This is a genomic window from Serratia ficaria (assembly GCF_900187015.1).
In the GTDB taxonomy this organism is placed as follows: Bacteria; Pseudomonadota; Gammaproteobacteria; order Enterobacterales; family Enterobacteriaceae; genus Serratia; species Serratia ficaria.
In genome coordinates, this window is sequence record NZ_LT906479.1 from 5,063,035 (window position 1) to 5,076,529 (window position 13,495).

Here is a 13,495-nt window from a genome sequence, read left to right on the forward strand (position 1 = left end):
CTGCAGTAGTCGCGTTGGCATGGGGCTGACGCAAGGAGAAAGGCGTTGGAACACAAGAAAGATTTATCCATGGCGACCATGAAAGACGTCGCCGAAATGGCGGGCGTTTCAACGGCTACCGTATCGCGCGCGCTGATGAACCCGGAAAAGGTGTCAACGCCGACGCGTCAGAAAGTGGAACAGGCCGTCCTGGCCGTGGGTTATTCTCCTCATGCCCTGTCACGCAATATCAAGCGCAATGAATCTCGCACCATCCTGGTGATCGTTCCCGACATCTGCGATCCGTTTTTCGCCGATGTGATCCAGGGGATCGAGCAGACCGCCGCGCAGCAGGGCTATCTGGTGCTGATCGGCGACTGCGCGCAGCAAAATCAGCAGGAGCGCACCTTCGTCAATCTGATCATCACCAAACAGATCGACGGCATGCTGCTGCTGGGCTCCAACCTGCCGTTCGACGCCAGCAAGGAAGAGCAGCGCAATCTGCCGCCGATGGTGATGGCCAACGAGTTCGCCCCCGAGCTGGAACTGCCGACGGTGCATATCGATAACCTGACCGCCGCCTTCGAGGCCGTGCATTATTTACACCAGCTGGGCCACAAGCAGATCGCCTGTGTCGCCGGGCCGGAACAGATGCCGCTGAGCCATTATCGGCTGCAAGGTTACATTCAGGCGCTACGTCGTAATGGCATTAGCGTCGAAAGCAGCTATATTACCCGGGGTGATTTTACTTACGAAGCCGGCGCTCAGGCGCTGGCGGCGTTGATGGCTCAGCCTAAACCGCCTACGGCCGTCTTCTGCCACAGCGACGTAATGGCGATCGGCGTGCTGTCGCAGGCGAAAAAAATGGGCCTGCGGGTACCGCAGGATCTGTCGATAGTGGGTTTCGACGACATCAAGCTGGCGCAGTATTGCGATCCGCCGTTAACCACGGTGGCTCAGCCGCGCTACGAGATTGGCCAGCAGGCGATGCTGCTGCTGTTAGAGCAGTTGCATGGGCACACGGTGGCAAGCGGCTCGCGGTTGTTGGACAGCGAGTTGATTATCAGAGGCAGCACGGCTGCCCCTAAACGCTAGTCAAATATTTTAGGGTTCAGTAACATGACGGACTTATCCCCTCATCAGGACACAGCGGAATAATAGTGGCACAAAAAGACTATGTAAGCCGTGGGCGCGCAGCAGGAGCTAAGCGTAAAACCCCCAGCCGTAAAAAACGCAGTTCTCCGAAGGTCTCCAAAACCGTGCTGGCGTTGGCCGCCGCGCTGTTGGTGATCTTTATCGGTGGCCTCTATTTCATCACGCACAATAAGCCGGACGACGCGCCGCTGCTGCCTGCGCATACCAACCGCCCGGGCAACGGGCTGCCGCCGAAGCCGGAAGAGCGCTGGCGCTACATCAAAGAACTGGAGAACCGCCAGATTGGCGTGCAGACGCCGACCGAACCGACGGCCGGCGGCGAAGTGAACTCCAAAACCCAGCTGACCGCCGAGCAGCGCCAGCTGCTGGAGCAAATGCAGGCCGATATGCAACAGCGCCCGACGCAGCTGAATGAAGTGCCGTACAACGACCCTTCGCAAGCCGCCGCGCGCAGCAATAGCCGCCAGCAGCAGATGCAACAGCAGCAGATGCAACAGCAACAAATTCAGCAACCGCAGCAGGTGGCCCAACCGCGCAATCCGTTCAACAGCGGAGCGACAACCGCGCCGGTGCAACAGCATCAGCCGGCGGCTCAGCCAAAACCGGCCGCGCCGCCGCCGACGCAGGTCAAGCAGCCTGAACCCAAGCCGCAGCCTAAGCCGGAAGTGAAGCAGGAAACGGCCAAGCCGGAGTCCAAGCAGAAATGGATGGTGCAGTGCGGTTCGTTCCGCGCTACCGATCAGGCTGAATCCGTGCGCGCGCGCCTGGCGTTTGAAGGCATCGAAAGCCGGATTACCGCCGGCGGCGGTTGGAACCGCGTGGTACTCGGCCCGTACAGCAGCCGCGCAGCGGCGGACAAAACCCTCTCTCGCCTGAAGGGCGTCGGCATGTCGAGTTGCATTCCCCTCTCCGTTGGGGGTTGAAAAGCGTCAATCCCCCCCCATCTATACTCTCAATATGCCTCGTAGCCTCTGCGCAAGCAGAAGCTGCGAGGGCTTCTTTCCGTCTTCAACGAGGGTCTGCTCGTGACAACAATTGTAAGCGTACGCCGCAACGGCCAGGTAGTGATCGGTGGCGATGGCCAGGCTACCCTGGGCAATACGGTGATGAAGGGCAACGTCAAGAAAGTGCGTCGCCTGTATAACGACAAAGTGATTGCCGGTTTCGCCGGCGGCACCGCTGACGCCTTCACGCTGTTTGAGCTGTTTGAGCGCAAGCTGGAAATGCACCAGGGGCATCTGGTGAAAGCCGCCGTCGAGCTGGCGAAAGATTGGCGCACCGACCGCATGCTGCGCAAACTCGAAGCGCTGCTAGCCGTCGCCGATGAAAACTCCTCGCTGATCATCACCGGCAACGGCGACGTGATTCAGCCTGAGAACGATCTGATTGCCATCGGCTCCGGCGGCCCCTACGCCCAGGCAGCCGCCCGCGCGATGTTGGAAAATACCGAGCTGAGCGCCCGCGAAATCGTTGATAAATCTCTCAACATCGCCGGTGACATCTGTATTTACACCAACCATTTCCACACCATTGAAGAATTGCCTTCCAAAGCGTAAGGATCGAATACCATGTCTGAAATGACCCCGCGCGAGATCGTCAGCGAACTGGACAGCTACATCATTGGCCAAAACAAGGCCAAACGCGCTGTCGCCATTGCCCTGCGCAACCGCTGGCGCCGGATGCAGCTCAACGAGATGCTGCGTCACGAAGTGACACCAAAGAACATTCTGATGATCGGCCCGACCGGCGTCGGTAAAACCGAAATCGCCCGCCGTCTGGCGAAGCTGGCCAACGCGCCGTTCATCAAGGTTGAAGCCACCAAGTTCACCGAAGTGGGCTATGTGGGTAAAGAAGTGGACTCCATCATCCGCGACCTGACCGACGCCGCCATCAAAATGGTGCGCATGCAGTCGATCGAGAAAAACCGCACGCGCGCCGAAGAACTGGCCGAAGAGCGCATTCTCGACGTGCTGATCCCGCCGGCCAAGAACAACTGGGGCCAGCCGGAAGAGCATCAGGAGCCATCGGCCGCCCGCCAGGCGTTCCGCAAAAAACTGCGTGAAGGCCAGCTGGACGATAAAGAGATCGAAATCGACCTGGCCGCCGCGCCGATGGGCGTGGAAATCATGGCCCCTCCGGGCATGGAAGAGATGACCAACCAGCTGCAGTCGATGTTCCAGAACCTCGGCGGCCAGAAGCAGAAGCCGCGCAAGCTGAAGATCAAGGAAGCCTTCAAGCTGTTGGTGGAAGAAGAAGCCGCCAAGCTGGTGAACCCGGAAGAGCTGAAAGAGCAGGCGATCGAAGCGGTTGAGCAGCACGGCATCGTGTTTATCGACGAGATCGACAAAATCTGTAAGCGCGGCGGCCAGAGCTCCGGCCCGGACGTCTCGCGCGAAGGCGTGCAGCGCGACCTGCTGCCGCTGGTGGAAGGCTGTACCGTCTCCACCAAGCACGGTATGGTGAAAACCGATCACATCCTGTTCATCGCTTCCGGTGCCTTCCAGACCGCCAACCCGTCGGATCTGATCCCTGAACTGCAGGGCCGTCTGCCGATCCGCGTTGAGCTGCAGGCGCTGACCACCGAAGATTTCGAGCGCATTCTGACCGAGCCGAGCGCGTCGCTGACCGAACAGTACAAAGCGCTGATGGGCACCGAAGGCGTCAATATCGACTTCACCGCCGACGGCATCCGCCGCATCGCCGAAGCAGCATGGCAGGTAAACGAAAGCACCGAAAACATCGGCGCGCGTCGCCTGCACACCGTGCTGGAGCGTCTGATGGAAGATATTTCCTACGATGCGAGTGAAATTAACGGCCAATCCATTACAATTGATGCGGATTACGTGCGTAGTCATCTGGATGAACTGGTTGCGGATGAAGATTTGAGTCGTTTTATCCTATAATCGCTCTATCACTGTCCTGTCAGTCATCTGTGTGGGAGGCCTTGCCTCCCACAATTATTTCCAATGGACACAGCAACTTACTGACAGAAGCGAAACATGAGCTCATCAACCCCCACCACCCCTATCAGCGCCTGGCTGGAAAGTTTACGCCCGCGCACCCTGCCGCTGGCCTTTGCCTCCATCGTGGTCGGCTCGGCCATCGCCGCCTGGCATGGCAGCCTGAAACCCGGCGTAGCGCTGCTGGCGCTGTTGACCGCCGGCCTGCTGCAAATCCTCTCCAATCTGGCTAATGACTATGGCGATGCGGTAAAGGGCAGCGACAAAGAAGACCGCATCGGGCCCTTGCGCGGCATGCAGAAAGGCATGATCACCCAGGCGCAGATGAAACGGGCGCTGGTGCTCACGGTGGTGCTGATCGCCATCGCCGGCGGTTCACTGATCGCCGTCGCCTGCGAGCAGCCCAGCGACGTGGTGGGCTTCCTGGTGCTGGGCGGGCTGTCGATCGTCGCCGCCATTACCTATACCGTCGGCACCAAACCCTACGGCTATCTGGGGCTGGGCGACATTTCGGTGCTGGTGTTCTTCGGCTGGCTGAGCGTGGCCGGCACCTATTATTTGCAGACGCACACCTTCGACAGCGTGGTGATGCTGCCGGCCACCGCCTGCGGGCTGCTGGCGACGGCGGTGCTCAATATCAACAACCTGCGCGATATCGAGAGCGACCGCGAAAACGGTAAGAATACTCTGGCGGTGCGGCTCGGGCCGCAGAAGGCGCGGGTCTACCATGCCCTGCTGTTGGGCGGCGCCGTGCTGTGCTTCGCGCTGTTTACGCTGTTCAACCTGCGCAGCCTGTGGGGCTGGCTGTTCGTGTTGGCGATCCCATTGCTGGTTCGCCATGCGCTGCGCGTGCTGCGCGACCCGACGCCGGTCGGCATGCGCCCGATGCTGGAGCACATGGTGAAGGCGGCGCTGCTGGCCAATCTGCTGTTCGCCATCGGCGTGGCGCTCAGTTAAAAACCGATGATTTTGCCAACGGGGCGAATAAAGGGATATACTGGTTATTCCAGCGGCAAACAGACGTAAAATCCTATGAAATACGATACTTCCGAACTTTGCGACATCTATCATGAAGAGGTGAACGTTGTTGAACCTCTATTCTCCAATTTTGGCGGGCGTACTTCATTTGGCGGGCAGATCACCACGGTGAAATGCTTTGAGGATAACGGCCTGTTGTTCGACCTGCTTGAAGAAAACGGCCGCGGCCGCGTGTTGCTGATCGACGGCGGCGGCTCGGTGCGTCGCGCGCTGATCAACGCCGAACTGGCGCGCCTGGCCACCCAGAACGAATGGGAAGGTATCGTGGTGTACGGTGCGGTGCGCCAGGTGGACGATCTGGAAGAGCTGGACATCGGCATTCAGGCGATGGCGGCGATCCCGGTGGGGGCCATCAGCGAAGGCGTGGGCGAAAGCGATATCCGCGTTAACTTCGGCGGCGTCACCTTCTTCTCCGGCGACCATCTGTATGCCGACAATACCGGCATGATACTTGCCGAGGATCCGCTCGATATCGAGTGATCGTCAGACATGAAAAAGGGCGCCTGAGGCGCCCTTTTCGTTGCTGCGTGGCGGCGTGGAATCAGACTTCTTCCATTTTGCCCAGCAGCGCGCGCAGGCGATCTTGCCATACGTGCTGTTCTTCTTTCAGCTGCTGGTTCTCGCGCACCAGCGACTCGTGGTTGCCGGAGGCAGCCTGAACTTCCTGCGACAGAGCGTTGTTTTTGTCTTTCAGCTCTTCAATTTCCATCTGCAACAAGGTGATGGTATCAATCGCCTGCTGAACTTTTGCTTCCAGTTTCTCAAATACTTCAAATGACATTCTTCAGTCCCCTCATGATAGCAAGGCGTACATCTATAGGTAACGGCCGCAACTCAGGTTGCAACTGCTGCGAATATGCATCGCGCCAAGTGACACGCGTTGTTGTGAAAATAACGCGCCTGTCTCGATAAAACGTTTCTTTCGATAAAAACGATTGTAAGTAGCCTGTCCCCGACTGTCTAGCAACATACCGGCTCATCGCGCAGTCTGTTGCAATTTTCCTGTCGCCACCATCAGTAAAAACTGAAAATGCCGTCGCCTCCCTTCACCGGGTTGTTAACAATCGCCGGGTGAAGCACTGGTCAGATCACACTTTCATGGCTCAGAAAGAACACAGAACGACGCGAATTCGCTCAATTTTATGACGAAGCACACACATTTTGATTTCGCTATTTCTCGTTTATGTTCGTTAACGATAAATTTACATCACGTCCTCATTCGATAATTGGACGAGATGAAAAAAACTGTACCCATAGGCCAGACGGATACCAAAAACCTGAGCCTATAAACCTATAACCGCCGTTTTGCAGGACAACAACATTATGAGCCAAACCACCAGTCCGACATTAAAAGGCCAGTGCATCGCGGAGTTTCTCGGCACCGCGCTGCTGATCTTCTTTGGCGTAGGCTGCGTTGCCGCGCTGAAACTGGCGGGCGCCAGCTTTGGTCAGTGGGAAATCAGCATCATTTGGGGCCTGGGCGTCGCCATGGCCATTTATATGACCGCGGCAATCTCCGGCGCACACCTCAACCCGGCGGTCACCCTGGCCCTGTGGCTGTTCGCCTGCTTCGACGGCCGCAAGGTGCTGCCTTACATCCTGGCGCAAATCGCCGGCGCCTTCTGCGCGGCGGCTCTGGTCTACGGGTTGTACTACAACCTGTTCTTCGACTTCGAAGCGGCGCATCATATGGTGCGCGGCAGCAACGAAAGCCTCGATCTGGCCGGCATCTTCTCGACCTACCCTAATCCGCATATCTCCGTCGGCCAGGCGTTCCTGGTGGAAACGGTGATCACCGCCATCCTGATGTGTCTGATCCTGGCCCTGACCGACGACGGCAACGGCATTCCGCGCGGCCCGCTGGCGCCGCTGCTGATCGGTCTTCTGATTGCGGTCATCGGCGCCTCTATGGGACCATTGACCGGCTTTGCGTTGAACCCGGCGCGCGACTTCGGCCCGAAACTGTTCGCTTACCTGGCCGGCTGGGGCAAAGTGGCCTTTACCGGCGCCCGCGACATCCCGTACTTCCTGGTGCCGATCTTTGGCCCAATCATCGGCGCAGGCCTGGGTGCCTTCGGCTACCGCGCACTGATTGGCCGCCATCTGCCTTGCGACGTCTGCGTAACGGATGAAGAGTCCGCCGCCAAGACCCAGCAGCGCAAAGCGTGATTGGCGCAGTTTTAACCGGTTAACAACAGCAGGACTAAGATCATGACAGTAGAAAAAAAATACATTGTCGCTCTCGACCAGGGGACCACCAGCTCTCGCGCCGTCGTGCTCGATCACGATGCCAACATCGTTGCGGTGTCGCAGCGTGAATTCACCCAGATTTACCCGAAAGCCGGCTGGGTTGAACACGACCCGATGGAGATCTGGTCATCGCAAAGCTCCACCCTGGTGGAAGTGCTGGCGAAAGCCGACATCAATTCCGACCAGATCGCCGGCATCGGCATCACCAACCAGCGCGAAACCACCATCGTCTGGGAAAAAGAGACCGGCAAACCCATTTACAACGCCATCGTCTGGCAGTGCCGCCGCACCGCCGAGATCTGCGAGAAGCTCAAGCGCGACGGTCTGGAAGAGTATATTCGTCACAACACCGGTCTGGTGGTTGACCCTTACTTCTCCGGCACCAAGGTCAAGTGGATCCTGGACAACGTGGAAGGCGCCCGCGAGCGCGCCAAGCGCGGCGAGCTGCTGTTCGGCACCGTCGACACCTGGCTGGTGTGGAAGATGACCCAGGGGCGGGTGCATGTCACCGATTACACCAACGCCTCGCGCACCATGATGTTCAACATCCATGAGCTGGACTGGGACGAACGCATGCTGGAAGTGCTGGATATCCCGCGCGCCATGCTGCCGAAAGTGCGCCCGTCTTCAGAAGTGTACGGCCAGACCAACATCGGCGGTAAGGGCGGCACCCGTATTCCTATCGCCGGCATCGCCGGGGACCAGCAGGCGGCGCTGTACGGCCAGCTGTGCGTCCAACCGGGCATGGCGAAGAACACCTACGGCACCGGCTGCTTCCTGCTGATGAACACCGGCAAGGAAGCGGTGCGCTCCAGCCACGGCTTGCTGACCACCATCGCCTGCGGGCCGCGCGGTGAAGTGAACTACGCGCTGGAAGGCGCGGTATTCATCGGCGGCGCGTCAATCCAGTGGCTGCGCGACGAACTGAAGCTGATCAGCGACGCCGCCGACTCCGAATACTTCGCCACCAAGGTGAAAGACAGCAACGGCGTCTACGTGGTGCCGGCCTTCACCGGCCTCGGCGCGCCTTACTGGGACCCGTATGCCCGCGGCGCCATCTTCGGCCTGACCCGCGGCGCCAACAGCAACCACATCATCCGCGCCACCCTGGAGTCTATCGCCTATCAGACCCGCGACGTGCTGGACGCCATGCAGGCCGATTCCAATACCCGCCTGCAGTCGCTGCGCGTGGACGGCGGTGCGGTCGCCAACAACTTCCTGATGCAGTTCCAGTCCGACATCCTCGGCACCCGCGTAGAGCGCCCTGAAGTGCGCGAATCGACGGCGCTGGGCGCCGCTTTCCTGGCGGGCCTGGCCATCGGCTACTGGAACGACCTGGATGAGGTGAAAAGCAAGGCGGTGATCGAACGCGAATTCCGCCCAAGCATCGAAACCACCGAGCGCAACTACCGTTACAGCGGCTGGAAAAAAGCGGTGGCCCGCGCTCAGGCGTGGGAAGAACACGACTAAGCCCGCGTTGCCGTTTACCCCCTGAATTGCGCTGCCCACGGGCGGCGCTTTTTTTTGCCCCGCCCCGCCGCCGGCGCGCTGTGATAAACTTTGTCGATATTTCCTTCCCTTCTCACAGACAGGTTTTTGCCATGAAACGTGAATTAGCCATCGAATTTTCCCGCGTAACCGAAGCCGCCGCGCTGGCGGGCTACCAATGGCTGGGGCGCGGCGACAAAAATGCCGCCGACGGCGCGGCGGTCCACGCCATGCGCATCATGCTCAATAAAGTGGATATCGATGGCCGCATCGTGATCGGCGAAGGTGAAATTGATGAAGCGCCGATGCTGTATATCGGCGAGCAGGTCGGCAGCGGCCGGGGCGACGCGGTAGACATCGCGGTCGATCCGATCGAAGGCACCCGCATGACCGCCATGGGCCAGTCCAACGCGCTGGCGGTGCTGGCGGTGGGCGATCGCGGCACCTTCCTGCACGCGCCCGACATGTATATGGAAAAGCTGGTGGTCGGCCCGGCGGCGCGCGGCGCCATCGATCTCAACCTGCCGCTGGCGGAAAACCTGAAAAACGTCGCCGCGCGCCTCGGCAAGCCGCTGACGCAGCTGACGGTGATCGTGCTGGCCAAGCCGCGCCACGACGGCGTGATCGCGCAGATGCAGCAGCTCGGCGTGCGGGTGTTCGCCATTCCTGACGGCGACGTGGCGGCCTCGATCCTGACCTGCATGCCGGAAAGCGAAGTCGATCTGATGTACGGCGTCGGCGGCGCGCCCGAAGGGGTGATTTCCGCCGCGGTGATCCGCGCGCTGGACGGCGACATGCAGGCGCGCCTGCTGCCGCGCCATCAGGTGAAGGGCGACAGCGCCGAAAACCGCCGCATCGGCGAAGAAGAGCTGGCGCGCTGCCGGGAGATGGGCATTGAGGCCGGCAGGGTGCTGCAGTTGGGCGAAATGGCGCGCAACGACAACGTGATCTTCTCCGCCACCGGCATCACCAAGGGCGACCTGCTGGACGGCATCAGCCGCCAGGGCAATGTGGCCACCACCGAAACCCTGCTGATCCGCGGCAAGTCGCGCACCATCCGCCGCATTCGCTCCACCCACTATCTGGACCGCAAGGACCCGGCGCTGCACCCGTTCCTGCTGTAATGAATCAGGGCGCCGTTTGGCGCCCTGCGTTTTATGCGGTATGCCCCTGATGCTGCATCCGATTGGACAACGGCCACCAGCACAGCAAAATCAGCACCGCCATCGCGAACATCAGCAACCCCAGGCTGAACTGCCCGGTTTGCGGCAGCATGGCGGACAGCCAGGTCGCCAGGCCGGAGCCCATGTTCTGCATGCCGCCCACCAGCGCGCCCGCCGCGCCCGCCAGATAAGGGAACGGCTCCATCGCGCCGGTGGTGGCCAACGGGAACAGCATGCCGGCGCCGAAGAAGAACAGCGCCGCCGGCACGATCAGCGTCCAGATGTTCATCACCCCGAACCAGCCCGGGATCCACATCATCAGCCCCGCCAACAGGCAGCTGATCACCGAATGCCACATCAGGCTGTGGAAGGTTTTGCCGTCGCGCCCGGCGTACCAGGCGCCAAAGAACGCCGCCGGGATCGGCAGGATAAACAGAATGCTGACGGTCAGGCCGCTCAGCCCCAGCACGCCGCCCATCAGCACGCCGCAGCTGGCCTCAAACACCGCAATCCCCGCCAACGCGCCGATCAGCATCACCAGATAACAGCTGAAGGTGCCGTCCGTCAGCAGTTGGCGGAAGCTGGCCAGCATGCGACGCTTCTCCGTCAACGCCGGCCGGGTTTCCGGCAACCAGCGGAACATGGCGAAGGCGACGCCGGCGCACAACGCCAGCAGGAAGGCATAGCTGGCGCGCCAGCCAAACAGCATCGCCAGCGCGCCGCCGATCACCGGCGCCAGCAGCGGGCTGACCAGAATGCCCATATTCAGCAGGCTGTTGGCGTAGCGCAGCGCGGTGCCGGCATACAGGTCGCGCGGCATGGTGCGCGCCATCACCCCCGCCACGCCGGTACCCATGCCCTGGATGGCGCTGGCGGCCACCAGCATCGTCAGGCTGTTGGACAGCAATGCCCCCAGCGCGCCGATCAGGAAGATCATCATCCCGGCCAGGATCACCGGCCGGCGGCCGATGCGGTCCGACAGCGGGCCGTAAATCAGCTGGGAAAAGCCGTAGGTCATCAGATAGGCCGCCATCACACGCTGCACGGCGCCGGTACGGACCGACAGGTCGTGCGCGATATCGGCAATGACGGGAACATAGATGGTTTGCGCCATCTGACCGACGGCAACCAGCAGGATCAGCATCACCAACAGGTGAAAGTTTTCAATTTTTCTCATTATCTTCGTTAACGTATCAACTCGTCACAGCGTCCCGGTATGGCCGTTGAAGCAGCCAGAACGGCGAGCAGCCCTCTATGGCGGCATAAGCTACCAAATCTGATTTTTTAAGCGAGTTTCAGCGAGATATTGATCCAGGTCACACTGGCAGCAAACGCAACCAGCCTCGTAAATTAAACTGTACGACTCACGCCCGGGGGACGAAAAAAGCCTAAACAGCAGTAGTGTGGCTTTAGCATTTAATCGATAATTATTTTCAGCAACTTAAAATAAAATAACACCATAGGGATTGGGTTAATGAAAACGCCAGAGCTGATTTTATTGCAGTTGAATACCCTCGGCCCGCATTCGGCCAAAATGCTGGCCGAGCGTTTGGGCATGACGCCGATGGGTATCCGACAACATCTGCAATCCCTGGAAAGACGTGAGCTGGTTTGTTACGAAGAGGCGCGCACCAAGGTTGGCCGCCCGACCCGTTATTGGTCTTTGACCGACCGGGGGCACGCCCGTCTGGCCGATGACCAGGACAGGCTGCGGGGATCCGCCATTCAGCTGTTTGGCGCCGCCGGCGCCGAGCCGTTGATCAACGCGCGCGAAGACAAGCTGTATCTGCGCTATGTCGAACAGCTGTCTGCGGAAACCACGCATCGGGACAGGCTTGCCCGCCTGGTGCGCCTGCGGCAGCATGACGGCTATATGGCCGAACTGCTGGAACATCCGCACGGCATGCTGCTGGTAGAGAACCCGTGCCCGATTGGCGTGGCCGCCACCGCCTGCAGCAGCCTGTGCAATTCGGAGCTGCGGCTGTTTCATCGCCTGTTCGGCAACGGCTACCGAATAGAACGCACCGCGCATGCCATTTCCGGCTCACGACATTGCGCTTATTTGATTCGACCACGGGAGCTTTAGAGTATGGCTGAATGGGTTAACGGCAAAGTTACACAGGTAAAACAATGGACCGACGGGCTGTTCAGCATCATCGTCGACGCCCCCATTGATCCCTTTACCGCCGGGCAGTTTGCCAAGCTGGCGCTGGAAATCGACGGCGAACGCGTGCAGCGCGCCTATTCTTACGTCAACGCCCCCAGCGACCCGAACCTGGAGTTTTATCTGGTTACCGTGCCGGAAGGCAAGCTGAGCCCAAGGCTCAACCAGCTGCGCCCCGGCTCGGAGGTGATGATCACCAAAGAGGCCGCCGGGTTCTTCGTGCTGGATGAAGTGCCCGAGTGTGAAACCTTGTGGATGCTGGCGACCGGCACCGCCATCGGCCCTTACCTGTCAATCTTGCAGCAAGGCGCCGGGCTGGACCGCTTCAAAAATCTGGTGCTGGTGCACGCCGCCCGTTTTGCGCGCGATCTGAGCTACCTGCCGCTGATGCAGCAATTGCAGCAGCGCTACAACGGCAAGCTGCGCATTCAGACCGTCGTCAGCCGCGAAGATCTTGCCGGCTCCCTGACCGGGCGCGTACCCGCGCTGATCGAAGATGGCCGGCTGGAGGCGGCGACGGGCCTGATCCTCAACGCCGAAACCGACCACGTGATGCTGTGCGGCAACCCGCAGATGGTGCGGGATACCCAGCAAACCCTGAAAGACCAGCGCCAGATGCGCAAGCACCTGCGCCGCAAGCCGGGCCATATCACCAGCGAACACTACTGGTAATACCTTCGGGCCTATTTGGCGCGGAACCTTACCGGCTCGGCCTCCGGGCCGAAACGGTTATTCCCCGGCGTGCCGACAAAGGCGCCGAGATCGATAAGCATCATCACGATAATCAGCGTCGGAACGAAACGCCCGACGCCCCACTGCCAGATCGGCGCCAGCATCTGCCAGTTGCCCGCCGCCAGCATCCACGCCAGGATCAACAGCAGCGCCCACCAGCCGGCCTTGTTGCGATCGTGCAGACGCTTAACCAACACCGCCGCCGTCGGCCACAACAGCGCGACGATAAAGAACGCGATCGACTGAATGGCCACCAGCTGATAATTCGCCAGCGTAAAGGCCGCCGCCATCAGCGCCAGCCAGGCGCCCATCCAGATCCAGAATTCGCGCCGCCCGATGCGGCCCTTAAAAGAAAAACACCACTGCTGTAACGTCATCGATTCCTGCGCTCTAAGCCTGCCCATATTCTGCGCCGCAGTGTAACATAGGCGCCGTCGGGCCGAGATTTCCGCCTCGCATAACGCGGTACGCCGCACAGCTTTTCCTTCAGCAAGCCGATCGGGGTGTGGGATCTTTGACAACGCCCCCCGGTTATCGCTTTAATCGGAGCCATCTTTGTTGTTGAT

General features: G+C 60.1%; 14 protein-coding genes. 11 read left to right on the forward strand and 3 right to left on the reverse strand.

Annotated elements, in window-relative coordinates; all coding sequences use genetic code 11:
• Window positions 1-45: 45 nt before the first annotated feature.
• The 6 genes from cytR to rraA all read left to right on the forward strand — a co-directional run bounded on the left by cytR (window position 46) and on the right by rraA (window position 5,612).
• Window positions 46-1,074 carry a DNA-binding transcriptional regulator CytR gene (cytR, locus tag CKW09_RS23635; protein ID WP_061799742.1) on the forward strand — a complete coding sequence of 343 codons (1,029 nt, stop codon included), beginning with the start codon at window positions 46-48 and terminating at the stop codon, window positions 1,072-1,074.
• Window positions 1,075-1,139: 65 nt separating this feature from the next.
• Window positions 1,140-2,057 carry a cell division protein FtsN gene (gene ftsN / locus CKW09_RS23640; RefSeq protein WP_095099819.1) on the forward strand — a complete coding sequence of 306 codons (918 nt, stop codon included), beginning with the start codon at window positions 1,140-1,142 and terminating at the stop codon, window positions 2,055-2,057.
• A gap of 102 nt (window positions 2,058-2,159) precedes the next feature.
• Window positions 2,160-2,690 (forward strand): ATP-dependent protease subunit HslV, encoded by a 531-nt coding sequence (hslV, locus tag CKW09_RS23645; RefSeq protein WP_012147466.1) that lies wholly within the window; start codon window positions 2,160-2,162, stop codon window positions 2,688-2,690.
• Between the two features lie 12 nt (window positions 2,691-2,702).
• A complete protein-coding gene (gene hslU, locus CKW09_RS23650) occupies window positions 2,703-4,037 on the forward strand; it encodes an HslU--HslV peptidase ATPase subunit (RefSeq protein ID WP_061799746.1) in 1,335 nt (444 codons plus the stop codon).
• Window positions 4,038-4,133: 96 nt separating this feature from the next.
• The gene (locus CKW09_RS23655; protein WP_061799747.1) at window positions 4,134-5,051 is read left to right on the forward strand and encodes a 1,4-dihydroxy-2-naphthoate polyprenyltransferase; all 918 of its coding nucleotides are present in this window, start codon (window positions 4,134-4,136) and stop codon (window positions 5,049-5,051) included.
• Window positions 5,052-5,126: 75 nt separating this feature from the next.
• A complete protein-coding gene (rraA, locus tag CKW09_RS23660) occupies window positions 5,127-5,612 on the forward strand; it encodes a ribonuclease E activity regulator RraA (RefSeq protein WP_095099822.1) in 486 nt (161 codons plus the stop codon).
• Between the two features lie 61 nt (window positions 5,613-5,673).
• On the opposite strand, the gene zapB is transcribed toward rraA, so the two are convergent.
• Complete coding sequence (gene zapB / locus CKW09_RS23665; RefSeq protein ID WP_061799749.1) at window positions 5,674-5,913, reverse strand: septal ring assembly protein ZapB; 240 nt, start codon at window positions 5,911-5,913, stop codon at window positions 5,674-5,676.
• Window positions 5,914-6,455: 542 nt separating this feature from the next.
• Here zapB and CKW09_RS23670 point away from each other — a divergent pair.
• From CKW09_RS23670 to glpX, 3 genes are all read left to right on the forward strand, one after another.
• Complete coding sequence (locus CKW09_RS23670; protein WP_061799790.1) at window positions 6,456-7,301, forward strand: MIP/aquaporin family protein; 846 nt, start codon at window positions 6,456-6,458, stop codon at window positions 7,299-7,301.
• A gap of 42 nt (window positions 7,302-7,343) precedes the next feature.
• Window positions 7,344-8,852, forward strand: coding sequence for a glycerol kinase GlpK (gene glpK, locus CKW09_RS23675; protein ID WP_061799750.1), 1,509 nt, complete (start codon window positions 7,344-7,346; stop codon window positions 8,850-8,852).
• Between the two features lie 131 nt (window positions 8,853-8,983).
• Complete coding sequence (gene glpX, locus CKW09_RS23680; RefSeq protein WP_095099824.1) at window positions 8,984-9,994, forward strand: class II fructose-bisphosphatase; 1,011 nt, start codon at window positions 8,984-8,986, stop codon at window positions 9,992-9,994.
• A gap of 31 nt (window positions 9,995-10,025) precedes the next feature.
• Here glpX and emrD read toward each other — a convergent pair whose 3' ends face one another.
• Window positions 10,026-11,210, reverse strand: coding sequence for a multidrug efflux MFS transporter EmrD (emrD, locus tag CKW09_RS23685; RefSeq protein ID WP_061799754.1), 1,185 nt, complete (start codon window positions 11,208-11,210; stop codon window positions 10,026-10,028).
• A 297-nt stretch (window positions 11,211-11,507) separates the two neighbouring features.
• Between emrD and CKW09_RS23690 the strand changes: the two genes are divergently transcribed.
• Both CKW09_RS23690 and fpr read left to right on the forward strand, forming a co-directional pair.
• Window positions 11,508-12,119, forward strand: coding sequence for a helix-turn-helix transcriptional regulator (locus tag CKW09_RS23690; RefSeq protein ID WP_061799755.1), 612 nt, complete (start codon window positions 11,508-11,510; stop codon window positions 12,117-12,119).
• A gap of 3 nt (window positions 12,120-12,122) precedes the next feature.
• On the forward strand, window positions 12,123-12,869 hold the full coding sequence (gene fpr, locus CKW09_RS23695; RefSeq protein WP_061799756.1) for a ferredoxin--NADP(+) reductase: 747 nt from the start codon (window positions 12,123-12,125) through the stop codon (window positions 12,867-12,869).
• 11 nt (window positions 12,870-12,880) lie between these two features.
• Here fpr and CKW09_RS23700 read toward each other — a convergent pair whose 3' ends face one another.
• Window positions 12,881-13,306, reverse strand: coding sequence for a DUF805 domain-containing protein (locus CKW09_RS23700; protein ID WP_061799757.1), 426 nt, complete (start codon window positions 13,304-13,306; stop codon window positions 12,881-12,883).
• Between the last annotated feature and the right edge of the window lie 189 nt (window positions 13,307-13,495).